Source organism: Campylobacter concisus, from assembly GCF_002165815.1.
GTDB lineage: Bacteria > Campylobacterota > Campylobacteria > Campylobacterales > Campylobacteraceae > Campylobacter_A > Campylobacter_A concisus_BH.
In genome coordinates, this window is sequence record NZ_NDYN01000005.1 from 247,082 (window position 1) to 271,213 (window position 24,132).

The 24,132-nt window shown below is 39.7% G+C and carries 15 protein-coding genes and 1 pseudogene; 5 read left to right on the top strand and 11 right to left on the bottom strand.

The genetic code is table 11. The features are described from left to right. Positions 1 to 52: 52 nt before the first annotated feature. The 7 genes from B9N65_RS06275 to pbpC form a co-directional block, all read right to left on the bottom strand. Positions 53 to 832, bottom strand: coding sequence for a MetQ/NlpA family ABC transporter substrate-binding protein (locus tag B9N65_RS06275; protein ID WP_087583231.1), 780 nt, complete (start codon positions 830 to 832; stop codon positions 53 to 55). A 76-nt stretch (positions 833 to 908) separates the two neighbouring features. Next, on the bottom strand, positions 909 to 1,691 hold the full coding sequence (locus tag B9N65_RS06280; protein ID WP_021084583.1) for a MetQ/NlpA family ABC transporter substrate-binding protein: 783 nt from the start codon (positions 1,689 to 1,691) through the stop codon (positions 909 to 911). Between the two features lie 258 nt (positions 1,692 to 1,949). Next, positions 1,950 to 2,624 carry a methionine ABC transporter permease gene (locus B9N65_RS06285; protein WP_021084643.1) on the bottom strand — a complete coding sequence of 225 codons (675 nt, stop codon included), beginning with the start codon at positions 2,622 to 2,624 and terminating at the stop codon, positions 1,950 to 1,952. Next, positions 2,624 to 3,580: a methionine ABC transporter ATP-binding protein gene (locus B9N65_RS06290; RefSeq protein ID WP_087583232.1), complete on the bottom strand. Its 957-nt coding sequence runs from the start codon at positions 3,578 to 3,580 to the stop codon at positions 2,624 to 2,626. The genes B9N65_RS06285 and B9N65_RS06290 overlap by 1 nt, the downstream gene beginning before the upstream one ends. Next, positions 3,580 to 6,204: a valine--tRNA ligase gene (locus B9N65_RS06295; protein WP_087583233.1), complete on the bottom strand. Its 2,625-nt coding sequence runs from the start codon at positions 6,202 to 6,204 to the stop codon at positions 3,580 to 3,582. Before B9N65_RS06295 ends, B9N65_RS06290 begins: the two co-directional genes overlap by 1 nt. Before the next feature lie 119 nt (positions 6,205 to 6,323). Next, positions 6,324 to 11,447 (bottom strand): alpha-2-macroglobulin family protein, encoded by a 5,124-nt coding sequence (locus B9N65_RS06300; RefSeq protein ID WP_087583234.1) that lies wholly within the window; start codon positions 11,445 to 11,447, stop codon positions 6,324 to 6,326. Between the two features lies 1 nt (position 11,448). Further along, a complete protein-coding gene (pbpC, locus tag B9N65_RS06305) occupies positions 11,449 to 13,617 on the bottom strand; it encodes a penicillin-binding protein 1C (protein ID WP_087583235.1) in 2,169 nt (722 codons plus the stop codon). 65 nt (positions 13,618 to 13,682) lie between these two features. Here pbpC and B9N65_RS06310 point away from each other — a divergent pair, with 65 nt between their 5' ends. The 5 genes and pseudogenes from B9N65_RS06310 (at position 13,683) to B9N65_RS06330 (ending at position 20,740) form a co-directional block, all read left to right on the top strand. Continuing rightward, positions 13,683 to 15,716, top strand: coding sequence for an ATP-dependent helicase (locus B9N65_RS06310; RefSeq protein WP_087583236.1), 2,034 nt, complete (start codon positions 13,683 to 13,685; stop codon positions 15,714 to 15,716). Positions 15,717 to 15,769: 53 nt separating this feature from the next. Continuing rightward, positions 15,770 to 16,966, top strand: a complete 1,197-nt coding sequence (locus B9N65_RS06315) for an efflux RND transporter periplasmic adaptor subunit (RefSeq protein WP_087583237.1) — start codon at positions 15,770 to 15,772, stop codon at positions 16,964 to 16,966. Then, positions 16,967 to 18,895 (top strand): MacB family efflux pump subunit, encoded by a 1,929-nt coding sequence (locus B9N65_RS06320; protein WP_087583238.1) that lies wholly within the window; start codon positions 16,967 to 16,969, stop codon positions 18,893 to 18,895. It abuts the gene before it with no gap. Between the two features lies 1 nt (position 18,896). Then, positions 18,897 to 20,243 carry a TolC family protein gene (locus B9N65_RS06325; protein ID WP_087583239.1) on the top strand — a complete coding sequence of 449 codons (1,347 nt, stop codon included), beginning with the start codon at positions 18,897 to 18,899 and terminating at the stop codon, positions 20,241 to 20,243. 4 nt (positions 20,244 to 20,247) lie between these two features. Then, a pseudogene (locus tag B9N65_RS06330) lies at positions 20,248 to 20,740 on the top strand (flagellar protein). A gap of 742 nt (positions 20,741 to 21,482) precedes the next feature. Here the strand turns inward: B9N65_RS06330 and B9N65_RS06335 are convergent. From B9N65_RS06335 to B9N65_RS06350, 4 genes are read right to left on the bottom strand one after another with little or no spacing between them, the layout of a single operon-like run. Then, on the bottom strand, positions 21,483 to 21,980 hold the full coding sequence (locus B9N65_RS06335; RefSeq protein WP_087583240.1) for a SixA phosphatase family protein: 498 nt from the start codon (positions 21,978 to 21,980) through the stop codon (positions 21,483 to 21,485). Beyond that, on the bottom strand, positions 21,977 to 22,789 hold the full coding sequence (locus B9N65_RS06340) for a ferritin-like domain-containing protein (RefSeq protein WP_087583241.1): 813 nt from the start codon (positions 22,787 to 22,789) through the stop codon (positions 21,977 to 21,979). Before B9N65_RS06340 ends, B9N65_RS06335 begins: the two co-directional genes overlap by 4 nt. Then, on the bottom strand, positions 22,776 to 23,351 hold the full coding sequence (locus B9N65_RS06345) for a rhomboid family intramembrane serine protease (protein ID WP_087583242.1): 576 nt from the start codon (positions 23,349 to 23,351) through the stop codon (positions 22,776 to 22,778). Before B9N65_RS06345 ends, B9N65_RS06340 begins: the two co-directional genes overlap by 14 nt. Continuing rightward, positions 23,335 to 24,015, bottom strand: a complete 681-nt coding sequence (locus tag B9N65_RS06350) for an NlpC/P60 family protein (protein ID WP_087583243.1) — start codon at positions 24,013 to 24,015, stop codon at positions 23,335 to 23,337. Before B9N65_RS06350 ends, B9N65_RS06345 begins: the two co-directional genes overlap by 17 nt. Positions 24,016 to 24,132 lie beyond the last annotated feature (117 nt).

The following is a 24,132-nucleotide window of genomic DNA, read 5'->3' on the forward strand; positions in this document are numbered from 1 at the left end:
GCTATAAGGTTTAAATTTAAAGGTAAAAGTAGGGCGAAAGCTCGCCCAGTTTTTAAAATGCAGGTATGACCTCGCCTTTGTAGCGAGTGATGATGAAATTTTTAGTATCAGGGCTAAGAACCGCATCAACTAAAGCTTTGATCTTAGGATTGTTCTCGTTGCCAGCTCTTGTGACGATGATGTTGGCGTAAGGGCTGTTGGCATCTTCAAGCAAAAGTGCGTCTTTTGCCACGCTCATGCCAAGGTCAAGGACGAAATTTGTGCTAATAGCAGCGATATCGACGTCATCAAGCGTTCTTGGGATCTGAGCGCCTTCTAGCTCGACAAATTGCAAATTCTTAGGATTTTTAGTTATGTCATTTACAGTTGCAACTTTTACATTTTTATCGATCTCTATAAGACCAGCTTTTTCTAAAATTCTAAGCGCTCTGTTGCCATTTGACGGATCGTAAGCGATCGCTACTTTTGCGCCATCTTTTAGATCTTTTATGTTTTTTATCTTTTTAGAATAAAAGCCAAGTGGCTCGACATGGACATTTGCAACGCTTACAAGATGCAAGCCTCTAGCCTTGTTTTGCTCCTCAAGATATGGCAAATGCTGAAAGAAATTTGCGTCTAAGCTACCATCTTCTGTGGCGACATTTGGGATAGAGTAGTCTGAAATTTCAGAGATAACAAGGTCGTAGCCCTTATCTTTTAGCTTTGGTTTTACAAATTCTAAAATTTCAGCGTGTGGCACTGGTGAGACGCCAACAGTGATAGTGTGGTCCTTGTCGGCTGCGTGAAGGCTTAGAGCAACTAAAGATGCGGTTAAAAGTTTGATAAATTTCATTGTTTTTCCTTTTTTTTGTTTTGGTAAAGCGACGCTAAAAAGGTAAAAGCTTTTACGTCGCTTCTTATAAATTTAATTAAAACGCTGGGATGATAGCGCCGTTATATTTTGTCTCGATAAATTTCTTAACTTCTGGTGAGTTGATCGCTTTATCAAGGGCTTTAGTTTTAGGGCTGTTCTCGTTGCCAGCTTTAACAACTACGTAGTTTACGTATGGGCTATCTTTGCTCTCGATCACAAGCGCGTCTTTTGTTGGATTGAGATTTGCATTTAGCGCGTAGTTTGTGTTGATAACTGCGATAGTAACGTCATCAAGCGTTCTTGGCACTTGAGCAGTCTCAATCTCTTCAAATTTAAGCTTTTTAGGGTTATCAACTATATCAAGCGGAGTTTTTAGTGGGTTGTTGTTTAGCTTGATAAGTCCGGTACTTGCTATGATGTCAAGTGCGCGGCTCTCGTTTGTTGGGTCATTTGGTATAGAGACAACTGCGCCATCTTTTAGCTCTTTTATGTCTTTGATCTTTTTAGAATAAACGCCCATTGGCTCGAGGTGTACGCCAACTGTTTTTACAAGGTGAGTGCCTTTGTTTTTGTTAAATTCTTCAAGATATGGGATGTGTTGAAAGAAGTTTGCGTCAAGGTCGCCGTCCTCTGTCGCAAGGTTTGGTGTGGTGTAGTCGTTAAATTCTTTGATCTCAAGTGTGTAGCCATCTTTTGCCAAAATAGGCTTTACAACCTCTAAAATTTCAGCATGTGGGATAGGTGTAGCACCAACGATTATTGTTTTTGACTTGTCAGCAGCATTTGCACTAACGCTAAGGCCTAGGGCAACTAAAGAGGTAAGAAGTAGTTTTTTCATTTATTATCCTTTTTTAAAATTTGCCAAGCACCAAAAAAGGATAAATTTAAGCTAGAAGGTTAAATTTCTTTTTAAGCGCTTAAGCTATTTCTAAGCACTTAAAAAGAAATTCTGTGCTTAGAGATTAGTCTTTCGACGACGCGTTTTTTAGTAGGCGGCACATCTGGCACATATCTGATTTCATCTTTTGTCCTTTCAGCTAAAATTAATTTGGCAATTTTAAAGAAAAAAGCTTAAAATCAGATAAAAAATGTGGCCTTATTTTTTCGAAATTTTATAGAGATAGTTGCCTAAAACTTGAAAAATTTGAACCATAATGATAAGAATAACCACAGTGTAGAGCATGATATCTGGGCGAAATCTCTGGTAACCATAGTTTATAGCAACAGATCCTAGTCCGCCACCGCCAACTGCGCCAGCCATCGCTGAAAAGCCGATATTTACGATAAGCGTTAGCGTAAATGCCGAGATGATGCCAGGAAGCGCCTCTATAAACATCACGCGAAAGATGATCTGAAATTTCGAGCTACCAAAGCTTTGAGCAGCTTCGATGATGCCTTTATCAACCTCTTTTAGAGCGTTTTCAATAAGCCTTGCCACAAACGGAGCCGCGCCAATAGTTAGCGGAACGATCGCAGCTGTGGTGCCGATGCTTGTGCCTACGATCATTTTTGTGACCGGAAAGAGCACAATAATGAGGATAATAAATGGAAAGCTTCTAAGCACGTTTATAACGATATCAAGTACAAAATAAAGCTGCTTGTTTGGTTTTAGTCCGTCTTTGTCCGAAAGTATGAGCAAAACTGCAGGTATGAGGCCTATGGCAAAGGCGAGCAGGGTAGAGACTATGCTCATATATAGCGTCTCGCCGATAGCTGGTAAAAGTATCCTAGAAAAAACATCTGGAAATTTAGAAAAATCAATACCAAACATCAAGCAACCTCCCACAAAACGCCACTTTGCTTGATATAGTTAAGCACGTTTTCTTTATCTTTTTCATCTATGTTTATGACAAGTGAGCCAAGGACGTTGTCATTTAGCTTCTCAAGCTTACCCCAGACTATGTTAAAGTCGATATTTAGGCTTCTTGCCATGTGCGTGATCACGCTGTTTTGAGCCACTTCTTTTGGGAAAAATAGCCTGATATTTGTGCCAGTGCTTGGCAGAATTTCAACTTCGCCCAAAAACTCTTTCATCTTCTCATCTGGCTTTAAAAATAGCTCTTCGATGCTTCCAGAGCCTATGATCTTACCACCTTCTAGCAGTATCGCACGTTTTGCGATCGATTTTACAACCTCCATCTCGTGCGTGACGATGACGACGCTGATGTCTAGCTCTTTGTTTATCTTTTCAAGCAGCTCTAAAATTTGATTTGTCGTGTTTGGATCAAGAGCCGAAGTCGCCTCGTCGCTTAGTAAAATTTTAGGGTTTAAAGCAAGCGCTCTGGCGATCGCCACACGCTGTTTTTGCCCGCCGCTTAGCTCGCTTGGATAGCTTTTTGCCTTGCTTTCAAGACCGACTAAATTTAAAAGCTCTCTCACTCTTTTTTCAGTTTCATCACTTTTGTATCCCCAAAATTTAAGCGGAGTAGCGACGTTTTCAAAGACGTTTTTTCTAGCCATCAAGGCAAAATGCTGAAAAATCATCCCAACATCTCGCCTTAAATGTCTCTGCTGTGTCTCATCTAAATTTTTTATCTCTTGATCAAAGACTTTTAAGCTGCCACCTTGATAGCTCTCAAGCCCATTTATACACCTTAAAAGCGTTGATTTACCAGCGCCGCTGTGTCCCACGATAGCAAAAATTTCACCCTTTTTAACCTCTAAATTTATATCAAAAAGGATCTGCGTATCACCATAAAATTTGGTTAAATTTTCTATTTTTATCACTATTTTTCTCCAAGAGCTTCTAGCTCTTCGCATACTTTTTTAAATTTAGCCTCAGCACTCTCTAGCGCCTCTTTGTTTGTCTCTATGACCTCTTTTGGTGCGTTTGTCACGAAATTTTGGTTATTTAGCATGCCTGAGAGTTTGGCTATCTCTTTTTCAAGCTTTGTCTTTTGAGACCTTAGCCTTGTGATGATACCGCTCATATCAAGCCCTTCAAGCGGGACAAATGCCTCTAAATTTTCGCTCACATCTCTTATTGAGTTTTCTATTTTCTCATCTACAAAACCGATCTCTTCGCATTTTGCAAGCAGCTTGATGTATTCTTTAACCTCGTTAAGATCGATTTTTTCGTTAAATTTAACAAAGGCTTTTGCGATCTTTGAGTTGCCAAGATCAATGGTCGCTTTTGCACGGCGAATAGCGACGATCGCTTCGATAACTAGCTCAAATTTCTTCTCAACCTCTAAATTTCGCTCTTTTATCTCTGGATAGCTCATCACCATTATTGATTTTGCATTTTCAAGCTGTGTGCCACTAAGCTCTTGAAATAGATACTCTGAAAGAAACGGCATGAAAGGATTTAGCAGTTTCATCGCCTCTTTAAATATACTTCCAAGCTCTTTTACGCTCGCTTTGTCAGCCTTGCTAAGCTCGATGCCCCAGTCGCAAAACTCATCCCAAAGGAATTTATAAAGTGTGTTTGCAGCGTCATTAAAACGGTAGGCGTCAATGTTTTCGCGCACCTCTCTCACGCACTCGTTAAAGCGGCTATTCATGTAAATTCCAAGCTTTGTTTGAAGCTTGATATCCTCTAAATTTGCAAATTTGCTCTCATTTAGCATGAGGTATTTGCTCGCGTTATAAAGCTTGTTGGTGAAATTTCTTACCTGCTTCATCTTAGCGTCACTTAGCTTGATATCGCGTCCTTGAACGGCTAAAAGCGTTAGCGTAAAGCGCAAGATATCGGCGCTATACTCATTTATACTATCAAGCGGGTCGATGACGTTGCCAAGGCTTTTGCTCATCTTTCTGCCAAACTCATCTTTTACAAGTGCATGCAGGTAGATGTCGTCAAACGGCAGCTTGCCAAGGGCGTTTTCACCCTGAAACATCATCCTAGCAACCCAGAAAAATAATATATCAAAGCCAGTTATAAGAAGGTTGTTTGGATAAAACTCGGCGAGGTCTCCTTCAAACCATTTTACATTTTTTAGCTCATTTTCATTGCCCCAGCCAAGTGTGCTAAATGGCCAAAGACCAGAGCTAAACCACGTATCTAGCACGTCTGGGTCTTGGTGGATGTTTTTACTTTTGCACTTTTTGCACTCGCACGGCTCTCCCTCGTCAGCCCACATATGACCGCACTCGTCGCAGTAAAATACTGGAATTTGATGTCCCCACCAAAGCTGGCGTGAGATACACCAGTCTCTTAGCTCTCTCATCCACGCGTTAAAGCTGTTTATCCAGTGTGGCGGGTAAAATTTAGCAAGGCCCTCTGAGACCTTTTGTATCGCTTCGTCTGCGATCTCTTTTTTGACAAACCACTGCTTTGAGATGTATGGCTCGACGACGTTTTTGCAGCGGTAGCAGTAACCTACTTGGTTTTCGTAGTCTTCTATCTTTTCAACATTGCCAAGTTTTTCAAGCTCGGCTACTACGATATCTCTAGCCTCAAGTCTCTCAAGTCCTGCAAATTTATCACACTTATCATTTAAGATGCCCTTTTCGTCAAATACGGTGATAAACTCAAGGTTGTGTTTTTTGCCTACCTCGTAGTCGTTTTGATCGTGCGCAGGCGTGACCTTAACAAGGCCTGTTCCAAACTCCATATCAACGTGCTCGTCCGCGATGATCTCGATCTCTCTATTTATGATAGGCAGCACCACTTTTTTGCCGATTAAATTTTTATAGCGCTCGTCGTTTGGATTTACCATTACTGCTGTATCACCGAAATATGTTTCAGGCCTGGTGGTCGCAACAACAACAAATTCGCTCGACTTATCTGCAAAGTAGTATCTCAAATGATAAAGCTTGCCTTTATTTTCTTTATGTTCGACCTCGATGTCAGAGAGTGCGCCATCGTGCGTACACCAGTTTATCATGTAGTTTTTCTGGACAATTAGCCCTTTGTCATATAAATTTACAAAGGCTTTTTTCACAGCTTTTCTTAAGCCTTCATCCATAGTAAATCTCTGGCGTGACCAAGCCGGAGTGATGCCAAGTTTTCGCATCTGATGGACGATCATGCCGCCACTTTTTTCTTTCCACTCCCACACTTTTTCTACAAATTTCTCACGTCCAAGCTCTTCCTTTTTGATCCCTTGAGCTAAAAGCTGCTTTTCAACGACGTTTTGAGTGGCGATACCGGCGTGGTCAAGTCCTGGCTGCCAAAGCGTCTTGTAGCCGTCCATCCTCTTGTAGCGAGTCATGATATCTTGGAGTGTGAAGGTTAGGGCGTGTCCGATGTGAAGCGAGCCAGTCACGTTTGGAGGTGGCATCATAATGCAAAATTTACGTCCATCTTTTTGGATATCTTTGTTTGCGTCTATCTCGAAATATCCGCGTTCTTCCCAAATTTTATAAAATTTGTCTTCTATCTCTTTTGCATTGTAAAATTCTGCCACTTTTGTATCCTCTTTCGTTTAAAAAATGCTTAATGTTATCTAAAATTTGTTTAAAAAAATCTTTGCAAAAGTGGGGAAATATGGGCTTGGGGCGGTTAAACGCCCCGAAGTTTAAATAGCTATTTGACGTTAAAGCTTCTCACGGCTAGGTCGTAGTCATTTTGTCTTTCGTTATACATATTTTCAGTTGTGACTGCACCAAGCGAGCATTTGCCGCCAAGTCTTACGCGATAAGGTGTGTAGAGCACGGCGTCTTTTTCGTCGCCACTTAGCGTGTAAAAACTTAGCACGCGGTCATCTTTTACGCTTTTATACTCAACTTGCAAGCTATTTTTTAAACTCTTGCTAAAGTTGCTTAAATTTTCATTTATCGGCTCAAAGCAGCTACTTACGATCTCGTTAATAACGCCATTTTTAACCATTGTTTTTGAGTTTATCACCACTTTTGAGTAGATGACGTCATTTACTTTTAGGCTGTCAAGACCCAGCTCTTTGCCTTTTTCATCGACAAAAACGCGGTAGATGTCAAGCTCTTTTGGCTCGATTTTGTGTTTGATCTCAAGTGGTAAGTAAGCGTAGCTTAAGATAGTTGCATAAAGCTTATTTGAGCCTAGTGGAGTGATGCTAAATTCGCCATTTTTTGTAGTAAAAGAGGTACTTAAAAGACCGTCAAATTCTTTGCTTTCGCCGTTGTAGCTAAGCTTAAATTTATTATTTTTCTCGCCGCTATCTTTGCCAAAGTAGGCGTTTAGCGCTCTTAGCGTAAATGCACGCTCCTGCGTTGAGCTAAGCTCATTTAAATTTACTATCAAGAAATTTGCAAGGTCGTCTGAGTAGTCGTTTTTCTCAAAATATTTTGCGTGCAGATATAAGATAAAGGCGTTATCTCTTACTTTTGAGCTAAAATCAGATGCATTTTCTTCGCTTGTTTTGGCATTTTTGATATCTTTTAGCGCGACTTTTGCCTCGTCATTTAGGCCGTTTATCTTTAGGGCTGCTGCCATTAGGTATTTACTTAGTGCTGTTTTATTGTAGGCTTTGTCGTCATAAATTTTATTTAAGATTGATCTATCGGCCATATTTGCACGCGAGCTTACATAAAGTGCGTAAAGTGCCTCAAGGTCGTTGTTTGCGTATTTTAAGAGTGAATTTAGAGCATTTTGTTTGACGCCTTTATTTACCTCATATCCAGCCTCACTAAGGTCAAGAAGCACGTCTGTTGCAAAGATACTTGCAAATGCATTTGTCTCACCTAGATCGCTCCAGTAGCCAAAACTGCCGTCTGGTTTTTGCATCTTGACTAGCTCATCTATGCCGCTAACGATAAATCTCTTTTGATCGCTTTTTTCAAGCTCATCTTTTGGTTTTAAATTTAAAAGCGCAAGCAGTCTTGAGCTTCTTTGTTCCGCGCATCCGTAAGGATACTCTACTAAATTCTTTGAAGCTGCCAAAAGCACGCTTGAGACCGAGCTTGACGCATCAACGCTCACATCGTGATAGCCTTTTGGAAGTGAAATTTTACTCTCTTTGTCAAAGACGCTGCTCTTTTCGTAGGTGCTGATCGTATAAGGACTAATGACGTCTAGTAAATTTTCAAGCGTTTTTGAGCTATTTTTGTCGCTTACTGTTATATTGTATTCGCCAGCACCTATTTCAAGGGCTGAAATTTTAAGCACAAACGCCTTGTTCTCAAGCGGCTTTAGGTTGGCTTTTTCTTGCGTTTTGATGTTTAAATTTTTGCTTGTTACGATGTTTATAGTAAGGTTTTTGTCCGTATTTGTCGTATTTATAAGCCTTAAATTTGCGCTTAATTCATCGCCTTTTAAAAGATAAACTAAAGCGCTTGGCTTAATGATCACATCATCTTTTACTTTTATCTCGCTATTTACGGCGTTCATCGCAGTTGCGTCATTTGCCACAGCATCTACTCTAACAGCGCCGTTAAAGCCATTTGGTGTTTTAAATTCGTATGAAATTTCGCCTTTGTCGTCCGCTTGAAGGCTCACTAAATTTGCATAAGTTTTTACATTTTTACTATCTACTGGGCTTGCGTGTTTTGCCATTTTTGCTGCCACAGCCATCGCCGCGGCATCACCACCAAAGCTTAGCGTTTTACCCTCGACCTTGTAGTTTGTGAGCATATTATAGATGTCGTAGTCAAAGACGCCATCAGGTAAAATTTTGTCAAAAAACTTAAGCGGATCGGCTGGCTTTTGTGAGGTGATATCAAGCACGCCAACATCTGTAATAAATAAATTCAGATAAGCTTTTGGCTTTGTTTTTAGTGAAATTTTGATATTTTCATCGCTCTTTGCACTTTTTGGCGCATCAAGAGTAAGCTCTATCTTTCTTGAAGATTTATCGCCGTTTGCATAGACCTTGCCGTAGGTTCTAAACGGAGTTAGTCCAGCGTCAGTCATGCGGTAGATATTTGCGCTCACATAAAGGCCATTAAAGTCAAAGTCAAGTTTAAATTTAACGTTTGCTGAGTTGTTTTTGATCTTGACGACCTTGTAGGCTTTGACACCTGCATCTTCAAGCGTGACAAGCGCGATGCCTTCTTTTATGGCTGAGCTTATGTCTGCGTTTAGCTCGTCGCCTTTTTTATAGACGCTTTTGTTTAGCTTTATCTGAGACTTGCTAAGCTCTTTTGTAGGGGCTAGGGTTGAGTAGTTGTAACCGCTCACATCGATGTCTAGGCTCGTGCTCGCACCACTTACTAAATTTGTAGCAGTGATGACGTATGAGCCACTTTGCGTAAATTTATAGCTAAACTCGCCACTATTTTTATAAAAGCTATCCACATCTTCAAGCGTTTGGATCCATTTTATATAGCCATTTGCGTCCCTTTGATACTGCCATGATACACGTTTTATATCAAATTTCAAATTTGACTTCACTGCCTTTTGGCTTGACATATCAATAACTACTGTTCTTATCTTTACATCTTCGTTTGGATCAGCAAATGCCGTGCTAGCAGCGATGCCAACCATATCTTTATAAGGATAGAGTGTAAAGCTTTTTGCGTCACTTACGTTTTTGCCATCGTCATTTACGTTGAAATTTATGACGCCTTTTATGATAGAAGGTGCGTTTTTAGTGTTAAAGCTAAGATCTATCATCTGGCTTGATTTGCCATCTTTTGAAAGAGTTAGATCATTTTCTATGCTTGGATAAGCAGCCGCTTTTAGGGTGTCATTTTTAAATTTATACTCTTTAAATTCGCTATTTTTGTATTCATCATCAAAGAAGCTAACCTGCATGCTGCCAGCTAGGTCGCTAGCTGCTCCGCCAAAGAGATAGCTACTTGTCAAATTTACCTTTACTAGCTCGTTTGAAAAGAATTTATCCGCGTCTATGGCTATGTCATTTTTTATCTTGTTTGGCACGAAGCTCTCGACATAAAATGGCACGCTTGCTATCACCTTGCTAGCGTAGATTATCTGCATGTTAAATCTACCGCTTAGATCGCTTAAAATTTCTTTTTCAAAATTTATCATGCCAACATCATTTGTATTCTGCGTGATCTGGGCACTACTTTTGCCTTGCGGATCGATAAATTTGATCTTAACTGGCATATTTTTAAGCGGGTTAAAGTCCCTATCTCTTAGATAAATTGCTCCTTTTAAGCTCTCGTTTGGTCTTATGATATTTGAGGCAAAATGCGTGTAAGCATCGATGCTCTCGCTTGGATTTTGACTGATGAGCTTTGCCTCATTTAGCGCTTCGCCATCTTTTATAATGAGGAAATTTTGCTCCTTGCCAAGTGAGACGACGACTGATGAGATCTCTTTGTAAATATCTTTTTTGTTAAATTTAAAGACGCCAACATCATTTGTCGCGCCAACTGCGATCTCTTCGTTTCTTTTGCCATAAATTTTTACATTTGCGTTTGGCAGCATTGTGTTTTCGCCAAGGCGGTTTGCAAAGACGAAAATTTCATCCTTGCCAAGTTTTGCATTTATGGCGATGTCGCTTAGATAGACGACCTTTGCGACGCTCTTATCTTTGCCGTAGTTTAAGCTTATCTTATAAACTCCGTCTCCTGCTCCTGCAAAGTCAAGCTTGATCTTATTTAGTGAAATTTCGTTTAATGCACCTTCTAGCTTGTAGCTTTTGCTTGCTACTTTTGAGCTAAAATTGCTTAAATCTTCGCTATTGTCGTTGAAATTTAAAAAGTATCTAAAATTTTGATCGCTTAACTTTTCAACGCTCACATTTAGCTCAGGTAAATTTGCACTTCTAATGCCGATCTCCCCAACGCTTGAGATATATGGCTCTTCATTTGTGAAATTTGCAAATGGAGTGAAGTTGCTAGCGACAACCTCGTAGGTTTTAGCCTCCCTTACGACATTTCTATCATCTCCAAAGCCTGGCTTTATCGTGATCTCGTAGCTATTTTGTGGCTTAAACTCATCGCTTGTGATATCGATGTAATAATCATACCCCTCAAGCTCAGAATTTGGCGCGCTATTTTCATCATCATTTTTATATGCCACGTCGCTTATGCTAAAGCTTTTTACGCCTTTTATCTTTATAAATTTCTTTAGATTATTATCATCGCTTAGCCACTCTTTTAGATAAATTCTAAATGCTAAGATGCCGTTATCAAGGCTTGTCGGATAAATTTTAGCTATCTCAAAGCTTTTTGCCTCAGCGTTTAAATTTGTGCTCTCATCGCTTGCTTGCTCACTAAATTTCACCACGCTATCGCCTGCAAGTTTAGCGCCAAATTTACTTTCAAAATTTTCTCCAAGATCAAAAGTAGGCTCGCTTATATTTTTATCAAGATCAAGCTCAAAGCTGTTTTGAGAGAGTTGCAAGGCATTAAAGTTTGCACCTTTTACGGCTATTTTTTTTATAAGCTCATCGCTAACTTCGTCATTAAATTTAAGGATAAATTTGCTATCAGAGAGCTTTTCTATCTTCTCAAGCGCAAATTCTTTCGTTTCAAAGCTAGCACTGCTGCCATTTTCTAGCTTGCAGCTATACTCTACGCCTGCGTGCATATCTTTTGTAAAAAGCGTAAGGCTTTGAGCGTTAAATTTCACCGTGCCACTTAGCGCTGGCTCGCACGAGATAAGCTTTTTCTCGCTTAGCGTGCCTATGAGATTTTTGCTAACATCATCTTCTAGTCCAAATTCCACGCTTAAAGGCGACTTTACCTCGGCGGTGCCATTTAGACTTAAAGCATATAAATTTATTGCTCCTAAAAGTGCTAGAAGTAGCGCTTTTTGCTGCATTTTATCTCCTTAGTTTTATTGTTATTTCACTTTGATTTGAGTTTTGATCAAGGCATTTTAAAGTGTGCTCGCCAAGAGTTAGATCTAGCCTTTTTTCACTTGCATTTTCTATCTTAGAAAAGTTCAAACCATCCACTTTTAGGTAAATTTCATCACCTAAAAACGCGTAGCATTTTAGCACAATTTGTGTTACATTTTCATCTGTCACGATCTCTTCGCCGTCATACGGATAGGCAAAGACTGGCTTTTTGTCTTTAAAGACTTCAGCGCAAGGACTATTTTTGACCTCGTCTTTGTCTAAAAAGCCATTTTTTATCAAAAACTCAAGCTCCTCGCCTCTTAAACTCTCGCATTTATCTTGCAGTTTAACTCCAACTATCCTATCATCAAGCGCCGTTTTTTTGCATGTTTCATAGCTAAAAGCATCAAGGCAGGTTGGCACTTTTTCGATGCCCTCTGGCTCGCTCATAAACTCTAAATTTTGCCTTTGCGCCGTGATCTTAAACATATCAAAAACGATCTTTGAAACGTCATTTAGCCCAGTTAGTTTGTCAGTTTTTTCGGCGTTAAAGTTGCCCACCCAGACGGCTATTGTGTAGTCCTCATCAACTCCAATGGCGTAAAGATCGCGTGAGTTTGCACTTGTGCCAGTTTTAAAGGCTATTTTTGGCGTGTTTTGCGCATATTGCCAAGCATTTTTTAGATATGATCTTGAAGCTTCACTCATCATTTTAGCGGTTAGATATGCGCTTTGAGGCGAGATGAGGGTTATGTTTTTGTCTTCATTTTTGTAGCTTTTGCCCGCAAACTCAAGCGGCCTATAAACCCCGCCATTTGCGTATATCGTATAAAGATGCGCAAGATCAATCAGGCTCATCTCAGCGCTGCCTAAAACTATCGAAGAGCCGTAAAATTCCTTGTTTTCATCAACTAAATTTACCTTTTCAAGCAGCTCATAAAGCGAGTTGTCTTTTAGCTTTAAGTCTAAATTTATAACTGGGATATTAAGGCTAAAATTTAGAGCGTCCTTTGCGCTTACAAGCCCCAAAAAGTCGTTACTAAAGTTCTTTGGCACATATTCATTTAGATAAATTTGCGTGTCTATCAGCTGTGAACTTGGCGTGATAAGCCCGCTATCAAGCGCAAGCGAGTAGATAAAAGGCTTTAGCGTGCTGCCGGTATTTCGCTTCATATTTAGGGCTGAGTTTTTGCCGTCGCGTGCGCGCTCATCATGCGAGCCTATGAAGGCAGCAACGCTCATTTTTTTATTATCGATGACTACCGCTGCTGCGTTGTTTGCGTTTTTAGCCTTTAGCGAAAACATCGCGTCTTTTAAAATTTTAAGTATATCTTTTTGCAAATTTAGATCCAAACTCGCCTTTGAAATTTGGTTTTTAAAAGCGACATTTGCGTAGTCGCTAGCATTTACGACAGCTCTTATCCTTACATTTTTAAATGGCTCAGCCTGCGCTCTTTTAAATGCACTTAGATCGATTAAATTTGCCTTATAAAGCATCTTTATGACCCTGTTTTTTAGGGCATTTATGTTTGAGACGCGGTCTAGTCTATTTTTATTTGGATTTTTAGGGATCGTGCTTAAAAGTGCGGCCTGAGCGTAGCTAAGCTCGTTTAGCTCCTTGCCAAAGTAAAAGAAGCTTGCCGCCTTTGCACCCTCGATATTGCCGCCATAAGGGGCTAAATTTAGGTATAAATTTAAAATTTCATCCTTGCTAAAGTGAAGCTCTAGCTGAAATGCTCTAAAAATTTCTCTTATCTTATTTTTATAGCTCCTATCACTTGGCTCAAGCATTCTTGCCACTTGCATCGTGATAGTGCTAGCGCCTATGCGGTTGTCGCTTCTTAGGTTGTGGAAAAATGCTCTAAAAATGGAGGCAAAATTTACGCCAAAATGGTAGTAAAAGTATCTATCTTCAAAGAGAACGACGCATTGTTTTAGCGAGTTTGGGAAGCTTTGCTCGTGAAATCTCCAAATTCCGTCGCTACTAAGCTTCATATTTATGATCTCGCCATTTTTATCAAGCAAAATTTTGGCTTCGTCTTTTTTAAGCGCGTCTAAATTTAATGGATAAATTTGATCAAGTATCAAAAAAATAGCGACCATTAGAGCCAAAAATAGGGCAAGAAATTTTAAAAATTTAAACTTTTTCATCGGCGTGATTATAGCTGTTAAAGTTTAAGTAGCTATAATTAGCCCTTTTTAAAAAAGAGGAAACAATGCCCTTATCTAGGTTAAACAAAGAACAATACACCGCCGCAACTGCGCCATTTGGACACAATCTCATCATCGCTTCAGCTGGCACTGGTAAGACTAGCACGATTGTCGCTCGCATCGCACATCTTTTAAATTTAGGCGTAAAGCCTGAGAAAATTTTGCTTCTAACATTTACCAACAAAGCAGCCAGCGAGATGATAGAACGCTTAAATAGGTATTTTGATAAACAAATCACCTCCAAAATCACCGCAGGCACCTTTCACTCGGTCTCATTTTTGCTTTTAAAAAGCCTTGATAAAGGCGTCACGCTAAAGCAGCCAAGCGAGCTAAAGACGCTTTTAAAAAGTCTTGTTGAGAGGCGTAAATTTTACCATTTAAGCGACGTCAAGCCTTACGGCGGAGCCTATCTATACGACCTTTACTCGCTCTTTCAAAACAGCGAACAAGGCACAACTTTTGGCAAATGGATAAGTGAGAAGAGCGAAGAGCAGGGCGTTTATGCTGAAATTTATGAAGATGTTTTAGAGGAGTTTGAGGCTGAAAAGGCTAAATTTTCTTACGCTGATTTTAACGACCTTCTCATAAAAATGCGCGACGAGCTAAAAAAAGGGGCAAATTTAGTTTATGATGAAATTTTGATCGACGAGTATCAAGACACAAACACACTTCAAGGTAGCCTCATAGACGCATTTAAGACAAAGAGCCTATTTTGTGTGGGCGATTTTGACCAGAGCATCTACGCATTTAACGGCGCAAACATCGAGATCATTGGCTCATTTAAAGATCGCTTCCCAAACGCAAATATCTACGCTTTAAATGTAAATTACCGCTCAAGCTCAAGCATACTAGCTCTTGCAAATAAGGTCATAAACAACAATCCAAGGCTTTATGAAAAGCACCTTACAGTTAGCCGAGAGGGAAATTTCAAGCCTCCAAGACTACTTGTCTATAACGAGCTTTTTGATCAGTATCAAAATATCGCCGATATCATCTCGCTCTCGCCATTTAATAGAGAAAATATCGCCATAATTTTTAGAAATAACTCATCAGCAGACGGCATCGAGGTCGCGTTAAAAGAGCGAGGCATCGGCTCAAAGCGAAAGGGTGGGGTGAGCTTCTTTGAGAGCCGCGAGATCAAGGCGCTCATCGACATCATGGGAATTTATGTCAATCCAAAAGATATAATGGCATTTATCCACATCTGCGAATACGCAAAGGGCGTTGGCAGCGCAGTTAGCAAAGAAATTTTTGACGCACTGCTTAAGCTTGGGCATGGAAATTTGATAAAAGGGATAGTTGAGCCAGATGAGAGCGTAAATATCTCATCAAACAAAAGGCGAAACTACCAGCTAGGACTTTTTGATGACCTTGACGAATTTGCCGAGGTTTCAAGGTTTTCTAAGCTTGGCTTTAGCGATAAATTTCTAGGCCACCCTGTGCTAAAGCTACAAAAGCTAAGCGAGAGTGGGGCGCAATTTTTATATGAAATTTACAACTTTTTAAGAGGCATGAGAAATATCTCAAAGCCAGCTACGATGATAAATGAGATAAAAACTAGCAAAATTTACTCGTTAATCGTCGAAAACATCAGTACAAAAAGGGCAACTCTAAAAAACGGCAACGTCGATCTAGCGCTCAAAGAAGAGGTCAAAGAGCGCATAATGGCAAAGAGCGTGGTGCTAAGCGAGCTAGCTAAAAAGTATCAAGATATCAGTAAATTTTACAACTTCTTAGCCCTTGGAAGCAACGAGATGAGCGAAGGGCAGGGCGTTAGCTTGCTTAGCGTGCATGCGAGCAAGGGGCTTGAGTTTGACCAAGTTTTCATCGTCGATCTCGCGCAAAATCGCTTTCCAAATTTAAAGCTAATGAGCATGGGCGGCAGCCTAGAAGAGGAGAGGCGGCTCTTTTATGTGGCAGTTACTAGAGCAAAAGACGAGCTATATCTTAGCTATGCAAAATACGACAAGATAAAGAAGGTGACCTACCAACCAAGTAGGTTTTTGATAGAGGCTGGCATGGCAAAAGAGGAAGCTTAGAGAGTATTTACTCTTGTGAAGTAGAATTTACCAATTTTTTACAAAGAGAAGCGATGAAAAAAACTAAAATTTTAATAATCCTGCTTATTTTAGGCGTTGGTGGATACTTCATCTATGATAAATTTTTTAATATAAAAGATGAAAAGGTGGAGTTTATCACCAAAAAGGCAAAGAAAGGCTCATTTAGCAAAAAAGTCGATGCAACTGGAGAAATTTTCGCCACCGAGCTAATCGACGTGGGAGCTCAGGTGAGCGGTCAGATAAAAAAGCTATATGTTAAGCTTGGAGATCAGGTAAAAAAGGGCGATATGATCGCAAGTATCGATAGCTCAACCCAGCAAAATAGCATAGACAATAAAGAAGCTCAGCTTGCCATCTACAAAGCCCAGCTTGAAAGCGCAAAAGTGGCTCTAAATATCGCTAAAACGCAGTTTGATAGAGAAAATGCACTTTTTGCCAAAAACGCCACTTCAAAGCAAGAATTTGAAAGCGCAAAAAACACATATAGTGCAAATAGCGCCAAGATAAAGGAGCTTGAAGCTCAGATCAAGCAGACAAATATCGAGCTAAGCACCGCAAAGATAAATTTAGGCTACACAAAGATCACCGCTCCAAGAGATGGCACGGTTGTAAGCGTGCAGGTTGAAGAGGGTCAGACTGTAAATGCCAACCAAACTACGCCAACTATCGTAAATATCGCTGATCTTAGCCGAGTTAAAATGAAGATGCAAATAGCAGAGGGCGACATCACAAAGATCAAAGTCGGCACGCCAGTTGAATACTCGATCCTCTCTGAGCCAACGAAGAAATTTAAAACGACTGTTAGCTCGATAGATCCTGGGCTTACTACGCTAAGTGATGGCAGCTACGGCTCAAGTAGTAGCAGCAAGTCTTCATACTCAAGTAGCTCAAGTAGCAGCTCGGCGGTTTATTACTACGCACAAAGCATCGTTGATAATAAAGATGGAATTTTAAGAATAGGCATGACCACACAAAACGAGCTTTTAATAGCAAACGTCGAGGACGCCATCATCGTGCCAAGCATCGGCATCAAAAAAGATGAAAACGGCACTTTTGTCTATCTGCTAAAAGATGGCAAGCCAGTAAAAACAGCGGTCAAAACCGGCATAAAAGACAACCTCGATACGCAGATCATCAGCGGTATAAACGAGGGTGACGAGATCATCACATCTCAAGGCTCATCAAGCGAGATCGCTAAGATGATCGCAAAAGAACATAAGAAGTTTTAAGTGATAAGCCTAAAAAATATCACCAAAAGCTTTAAGCTAGGTGACAATGAGATAGAGATCCTGCATGGCATAAATTTAGAGATAAAAAAGGGCGAGTTTATAGCCATCATCGGTCAGTCTGGCTCTGGCAAATCAACCCTGATGAACATCCTTGGCTGCTTAGATAGCCCAAGTGGTGGGCAGTACCTACTGGACGGCAAAGACATATCAAAATTTGATAGCGACGCACTTGCTAAGCTTAGACGAGATAAATTTGGCTTTATCTTTCAAAGATATAACCTGCTTAGCACGATGAATGCCCTTGAAAACGTAGCGCTACCAAGCATCTACGCAGGGGCAAATAAGAGCGAGCGAGAGAAAAGAGCTAATGAGCTTCTTGGCTCGCTTGGACTTAGCGAAAAAGCTAAAAATTTGCCAAACAAGCTCTCAGGCGGACAACAGCAAAGGGTATCCATAGCAAGGGCGCTGATGAATGGCGGCGAGATCATTTTAGCAGACGAGCCAACTGGCGCGCTTGATAGCAAAAGTGGGCTTAGGGTGATGGAAATTTTAGTTGATCTTTACAAAAAAGGTCACACCATCATCATCGTCACGCACGACCCAAAGATCGCAGAGTATGCGAGTAGGGTGATAGAGATAAAAGATGGCAACATCGTAATTGACAATGTCAAAAATAGCAAAATTTATGAAGCCAGCAAGCAAACCCAGCCAGAAAAGAGTAAATTTACCTACTATAAAGACCAGCTAATAGAGAGCTTTAAAATGTCGGTAAATGCGATGCTAGCGCACAAACTAAGATCGCTTTTAACGATGCTTGGCATTATTATAGGTATCACCGCGGTTATTAGCGTCGTAGCCCTTGGCAAAGGCTCGCAGGAGCAAATTTTAGCTGGTATCAGAAAGATCGGCACAAACACGATCGACATCATGCCAGGTAAAGGCTTTGGCGATATGCTCTCAGGCAAGGTAAAAACGCTCTCCATTAGCGACGCAAACATGCTTGCCAAGCAGTCCTTTCTAGACTCAGTCACGCCAAATACAAGCACTTCAGGCGTGCTAACCTATGAAAATATCTCGCTAAGTGCGAGCTTAAAAGGTGGCGGGGTAGGGAGCTTTGACGTAAATGGGCTAAAGCTAGAAGAGGGCAGAATTTACGATGATGACGAGGTTTTAAACTCCGCTTCAGTCGCACTAATCGATCAAAACACCAAAAATAGCATCTTTAAAAATGATGATCCTATCGGCAAGATCATACTTTTTAACAAAAAGCCACTTCGCATTATCGGCGTTTTGCAAAAGGATGATTTTAAGATGGGAGATTCAAGCACGCTTAAAATTTACGCTCCATACACGACCGTGCTAAACAAGGTCACTGGAGATAAATTTATAAGCTCGGTCACAGCCAAAGTAAATGAGGGCGTCAATGCGCAAATCGCCGAAAAAACACTAACTGAGCTTTTAGAGATCAAGCACGGCAAAAAGGATTTTTTTACAAGAAACTCAGACAGCATCAAACAAACGATCGAAGAGACCATCTCAACCATGCGCCTTCTCATCTCAAGCATCGCCGTCGTCTCACTCGTAGTTGGGGGCATAGGCGTCATGAACATCATGCTAGTCTCAGTCACCGAGCGCACCAAAGAGATAGGCATAAAAATGGCGATCGGAGCTAGACAGAGCAACATCTTGCAGCAGTTTTTGATAGAGGCCGTGCTACTTTGCCTTATCGGCGGAGCCATCGGCATCGTCCTATCCTACGCCATTGGCTACATCTTTAACAACTTCTTAAACGGCTTTAGCATGATCTTTTCAAACGGCTCGATCGTGCTTGCACTTGTCACGTCGATGGCGATTGGCATCATCTTTGGCTACATGCCAGCTAAAAACGCCTCAAAACTAAATCCAATAGATGCACTTTCAAGGGAGTAATATGAAATTTCTAAGCCTAGCTTTAGTGCTCGTTTTAAGCGGCTGCGCTGTTAAAAATATAGATGAAAACTACAAACAAATTTTACTTGAAGATAACACCAGTGGTGAGCTAAATTTAGACACTTCTTGGTGGAAGCAGTATGAGCAAAGCTACCTTGATGAGCTTGTAGAGCTTGCTCTTAAAAACAACACCGACCTTGCAAAAGCTGCGATAAATGTAAATAAAGCGCTCGCTCAAGCTGGCGTTTTGCAGGCAAATTTGATCCCTAGTTTTAGCGCTGGCATCGAGGCAACAAGTAGTAAAAACATAAAAGAGGGTGGCGCGGTCACTAGAAGCTTTGGCTCAAGCATAGGGCTTAGCTACGAGCTTGATCTTTGGCAAAAGCTAGCAAATAGCAAAGACGCAGCGATGTTTGAAGCTAGAGCTACTAAATTTGATCTAGAGGCTGGCAAACTAAGCGTGATAAACTACGTGGCAGATGCTTATTTTCAAATTTTATATCTAAACGAGAGCATAAAAACTTATGAGCAAATTTTAGAAATTTATAACAAGCTAAATGAGATAGTTGGGCTTAAATTTAAGCTTGGCAAAGAGGAGGCGCTAAGCCTAAAGCAGATAAACTCGCAGCAACTAAACGCTCAAAATAAGATAGAAAGTGCCAAAAAAGAGCTAGTGAGTGCTAAAAAAACGCTTAGGATTTTGCTAAATGAGAGGCCAGAATTTGAGCTTAAATTTGAAGGCCTCACGCTAAGTCCCGTTAAAAGTGCGGGTGTTGATCTAGATGTGCCAACAAGCGCCATAGCAAACAGGCCTGATCTAAGAGCGGCCATTTACCGCATAGAAGAGGGCATCTTAAACTACAAAGCGAGCCAAAAAGAGTTTTATCCAAGCATCACGCTAGGAGCCAGCCTCAAAAGCAGCACCGACAAAAAAGAGGAAGCCTTTAGCCTTAAATTTCTAAATGGCAACATCGCTCTAAATTTACCATTTTTAAACTACCACAAGCTAAAGTCAAATTTAAAAGTTAGCGAGGCAAATTTCGAGCTTGCAAAGCTAAACTACATAAGCATACTAAATAACGCATTAAACGAGATAGACGCATTTTACAAAGGCTATTTATCCGACGAAGCGCTACTTACAAACTACCAAGATCAGATAAAAAACTATGAAGAAATTTCAAAAATTTACGAGCTAAAATACTCCTACGGCAAGGTTGAGCTAAAAGAGTTTTTAGAGGCTAAAAACAGCGAGCTAGAGGCTAAAATAGGGTTACTAAAAGCAAAATACACGCTTTTACAAGACGAGCTAAATATCTACAAAGCCATGGCAGGCAAATTTAATAGGTAAATTTATGAATTCGGCTTGGGACTACGAGGCAAATGCATGTAGCAGTGATGGTAAATTTAGCGCCAAATTTGAAGGTTGCGAGGTCGCTATGGGCGCTCCAACCATTGGTGAGCTACGGCTTTTTATAAATAGCAAGCACTATTTAAATTTAAAAAACGAGCTTTCAAACCACGCAAAAAGACTATCAAATTTGGATCAAAATTTAGTTAAAGATGGCAGTGCCCATCAAATTTTACTTAGCGAAAGGGCGACTGCTTGCTTTTTATTTTCAGAGGACTCTAAATTTCTAGCTTTTTCTGAATGGACGGCAGATAAAATGCAGATCATAAAGGTAGTGCGCCTAAGCTGATATGAGCATAAAAACCGCCGGAAAGCCAAAAAGAGTAGTGGAATTTCTCTCATTTGATGACGGCGTGCTTGAAATTTTAGACTCACCGATCTTTATGTCTAAAAACTACACACTAGATATCCGCACGCTTTTTGACGATAAAATTTAATTACGCACTTTAGCTTGAAAAATAGTTTTTATGCGTGTTTTCACAGCAAATTTAACTACTAGTTGCTTCAAAATTGAACTCACAAGATCACTATTTGGCACACAAAAACAGATATCACGCATTTATTCTATTTTATGCTGCTCTTAAAATTTATATGCATAAGATCGCCTTATTAGCTTTTAAAAAGCACTCGCTTTGGATTAAATTTGCCTCCAAAAATGCCATCTCAAGCAAGTACTTTATTTACATTTTCAAAATAGGGTAGATCAAATTTTAAGTTACGTATAAGATAAATGTAAATTTCACAATTTTTGAAAAGTGTAAAATTTAACTCATTTTCTTACAAATATTTTTACGCTAAATTTAATGGATAAATTTAGATCACACAAAAGATAAAATGCAAAAACTAGCCAAATCTAGCCATTTAAAACATTTAAAAGAGCAGAATAAAGATTTTAAAATATCAATTTGAAAATTATAGTTTTCAATATAAAATATATAAAATACCTTGCATTTTACCTTTTGTCATATTTTGCATTGCAATTATGGTTGATTTTAAATTTGCTTTTATGCTTAGTAATTTGAACTTGAAATGGTTAAATTTTCAAGAGTAATAAATTTTAAATTTGAGTAGAAAATGATTTTTGATTCAAAAGCAAAACTTGCATTTAAAAATAAAACAAGCAGATGTTCTTTGTGCCTGTCAAATTGCGATGAGTGAATTTGTGGATTTTTTAATAAATTATCTTTGATGTTTCTTTGGGTGGTCAAAAAACAGAGCTTTTGCACTGCCCTCTTTTAGCTCTTTAAATTTACATTCAAACTCAATGCAAAAAATGCCTGAAGTTGGGATATTATCGATCGATGAGTCACTTAGATATTCGCAAATTTCAGTTATGCTTGGATTGTGCGTGATGATGAAAATTTCATCTAAATTTTTGTCTAAATTTCTTACGAACTCCAACAGATCCTCAAAGCTTATGTCGTAAAGCTCGTCTTTTATCTCTATGGATTTTTCTTTAAATTTTAAAGTTTTAGCGATGATTTTTGCTGTTTGCTCACATCTTTTAGCACTGCTTGAAAAGATAGCTCCTGGCATCACATCATACATTTTTAGCCTGCTAGCCATAAATTTAGCGTCCTCTTTTCCTTTTGGACTAAGCTCTCTTGAAGCGTCTTTTGCGCCGTCTTTGTTCTCATCAACTGCTTTTGCGTGCCTTATGAAGTAAATTTTGCTCATGATCTCTCCTTTGAGAAATTCTTTATCCAACTAAGCTCTTCCTCGCTAAATCCAGCCTTTAAGCGGTCTTTTTCGTTGATCTCTCTAATGCTTTTAAATGAATTTGGATATAAATTTAAGATGATGTCAAAGTAGCTTTTCTCATCGACGCCCTCTTTTTTGCAGGCAAATTTAAACCATTTATCGCCCTTATAAACGTGAGAGACCTCCTCTTTTAAGATGACTTTTAGGCACTCAATGAGCTCTTCTTGCCCGCCCTCAGCTTCTAGCCTTTTGATGATGTGAGCGTTTGCATCAAGCCCGTTTGCCTCCATATATCTTGGTAGTAGCGCCATGCGGCTAGTAAGCTTGTCTGAAGTCTTTTGAAGTGCGATAAATAGGCCATCATGTACGCTTAGCTCGCCATATCTACCGCCCTGCTTTGTGAGTAAATTTTCTATCATGCAAAAGTGTCTGATCTCATCATCAGCCACCTCCAGCCAGTCCTCGTAAAACTCCCTTGGCAGCCCTCTAAATCTATAACAAGCATCAAGCGCGATGTCAATGGCACTAAACTCGATGTGAGCGACTGAGTGGATGAAATTTAGGTTTTTATCTTTTGGCTTTACCTTTTTGTTTAGCTCTTTCATGCTAACAACGTCGCAAAATTTAGCGTAGCATGGGGTAGTTAGCTCATTTGGCGCAGAAATTTCGTCAAAACAAATATCCAAATTTGATCTAAATTTCTCGTAAAATAGCTCAAATTTTAAAAATTTAAGCCCCACGTCGCCTTCGTTTAAAATGTCCCAGATCTCATCAAAAAATCTCATCTGCTCTCTTTAAGTAAAATTTAGCATACAAACAGCCAATGCCCCAGCCTATAAAGTGCGCGTACCATGCGACATTTATGCCCATAAGTAGCGGCAAAAAGCTCATAGCGACAACTATGGCAAAGTAGCCAAACCACGCCTTTTTGTCTGAGTAAAGCATCGAGGTCGCCAGCATGCCAAAGAGCATACACAAAGCGCCGCTTGCACCGACTAAATTTATAAATTTCTCATTTTCAAATGCAAAATATATATAAATAAAGCTTAAAATTTGCGTCAAAACGCCGCCAACAATATAAAAAATGATAAATTTCTTCGTGCCAAGATATAGCTCGCTCATCGTGCCAACTTGATATAAAAAGATCATATTCATGAGCAAGTGAGCTGTGCCTGCGTGCATAAAGATAGATGTGAGGGGCTGAAATAAATAGAGTTTTTCTAAAAAATAGATATTTAAACCAAGCGCAAGCCATAGCTCACGCGAGTGCAAAAAGGTAACGCCAAAAAATGCAGCTAAATTTAAAAGGATAAGCGCAAATGTAGCTGGGCTACTTAGCTTTGCCATATCCAGCAAATCTGTTTGCCGCTAGGCAGCTAGCGTTTGAGCATCTTACAACGTAGCTATTTATCTCTTTATCGCCCTTTAGATGCGTGTTTTTTTGTTTTAAATTCATATAGCTGTGGATGATCCTGCCGCCAGAGTTGTGGATAAATTTGACCGTCTCATCTGGAAGTATGGCAGTTACGATGCCAACGTGAGTGACGTTTTTCTTGTCTTTATTTTTTTGTATGCCTTTGCCAAGAGTGTTTGAAAAGAAGATGAGATCGCCTTTTTTTGGATTTTTATGAGTGATCAAATTTTGGCTTTCATAGAAGTTGTAGATGGCTTTTGACTTTCTGCCACCCTTGCTGTAGTAGTTATTGATGGTTTTTTCATCAAAATACATATTTTTATATTTTGCATTAACGATAGAGACGAAGCCTGAGCAATCGCCCCCTGCTCTAGTATTTAAGTATTTTTTAAAAAATGAACCAAATTCTTTATCAGCTCTGCCGTCATCTTCGTCTAAAAGCTCACCAGAAGTTTGCCTGCTAAAGTCACTATTTGTAGAGGCGGTTTGATTGTAGTCATTTTGTGGGATTTTAGGCTCATTTGAGGTGAAAGAACAACCTGTAAAAAGTGCGATACAAAGTGCAAAAAATACTCTTTTATTTATTAAACTTAACATATTTTTATCCAAAATAATTAATTTTCGTAATTTTAACTCTTAAATGTAAATAAAGCGAAAATAGCGCCCTGTTTTCTTTACTCTAAGTTTAAAAACAATATAATCGGCAAAAAATAT

Coding starts and splice junctions, on each gene's coding strand:
- pbpC (WP_087583235.1), bottom strand. CDS start 13,617: ATGAAAAAGTTTAAATTTTTAAAATTTCTTGCCCTATTTTTGGCTCTA.
- B9N65_RS06310 (WP_087583236.1), top strand. CDS start 13,683: ATGCCCTTATCTAGGTTAAACAAAGAACAATACACCGCCGCAACTGCG.
- B9N65_RS06300 (WP_087583234.1), bottom strand. CDS start 11,447: ATGCAGCAAAAAGCGCTACTTCTAGCACTTTTAGGAGCAATAAATTTA.
- B9N65_RS06280 (WP_021084583.1), bottom strand. CDS start 1,691: ATGAAAAAACTACTTCTTACCTCTTTAGTTGCCCTAGGCCTTAGCGTT.
- B9N65_RS06285 (WP_021084643.1), bottom strand. CDS start 2,624: ATGTTTGGTATTGATTTTTCTAAATTTCCAGATGTTTTTTCTAGGATA.
- B9N65_RS06335 (WP_087583240.1), bottom strand. CDS start 21,980: ATGAGCAAAATTTACTTCATAAGGCACGCAAAAGCAGTTGATGAGAAC.
- B9N65_RS06325 (WP_087583239.1), top strand. CDS start 18,897: ATGAAATTTCTAAGCCTAGCTTTAGTGCTCGTTTTAAGCGGCTGCGCT.
- B9N65_RS06340 (WP_087583241.1), bottom strand. CDS start 22,789: ATGAGATTTTTTGATGAGATCTGGGACATTTTAAACGAAGGCGACGTG.
- B9N65_RS06345 (WP_087583242.1), bottom strand. CDS start 23,351: ATGGCAAAGCTAAGTAGCCCAGCTACATTTGCGCTTATCCTTTTAAAT.
- B9N65_RS06275 (WP_087583231.1), bottom strand. CDS start 832: ATGAAATTTATCAAACTTTTAACCGCATCTTTAGTTGCTCTAAGCCTT.
- B9N65_RS06350 (WP_087583243.1), bottom strand. CDS start 24,015: ATGTTAAGTTTAATAAATAAAAGAGTATTTTTTGCACTTTGTATCGCA.
- B9N65_RS06315 (WP_087583237.1), top strand. CDS start 15,770: ATGAAAAAAACTAAAATTTTAATAATCCTGCTTATTTTAGGCGTTGGT.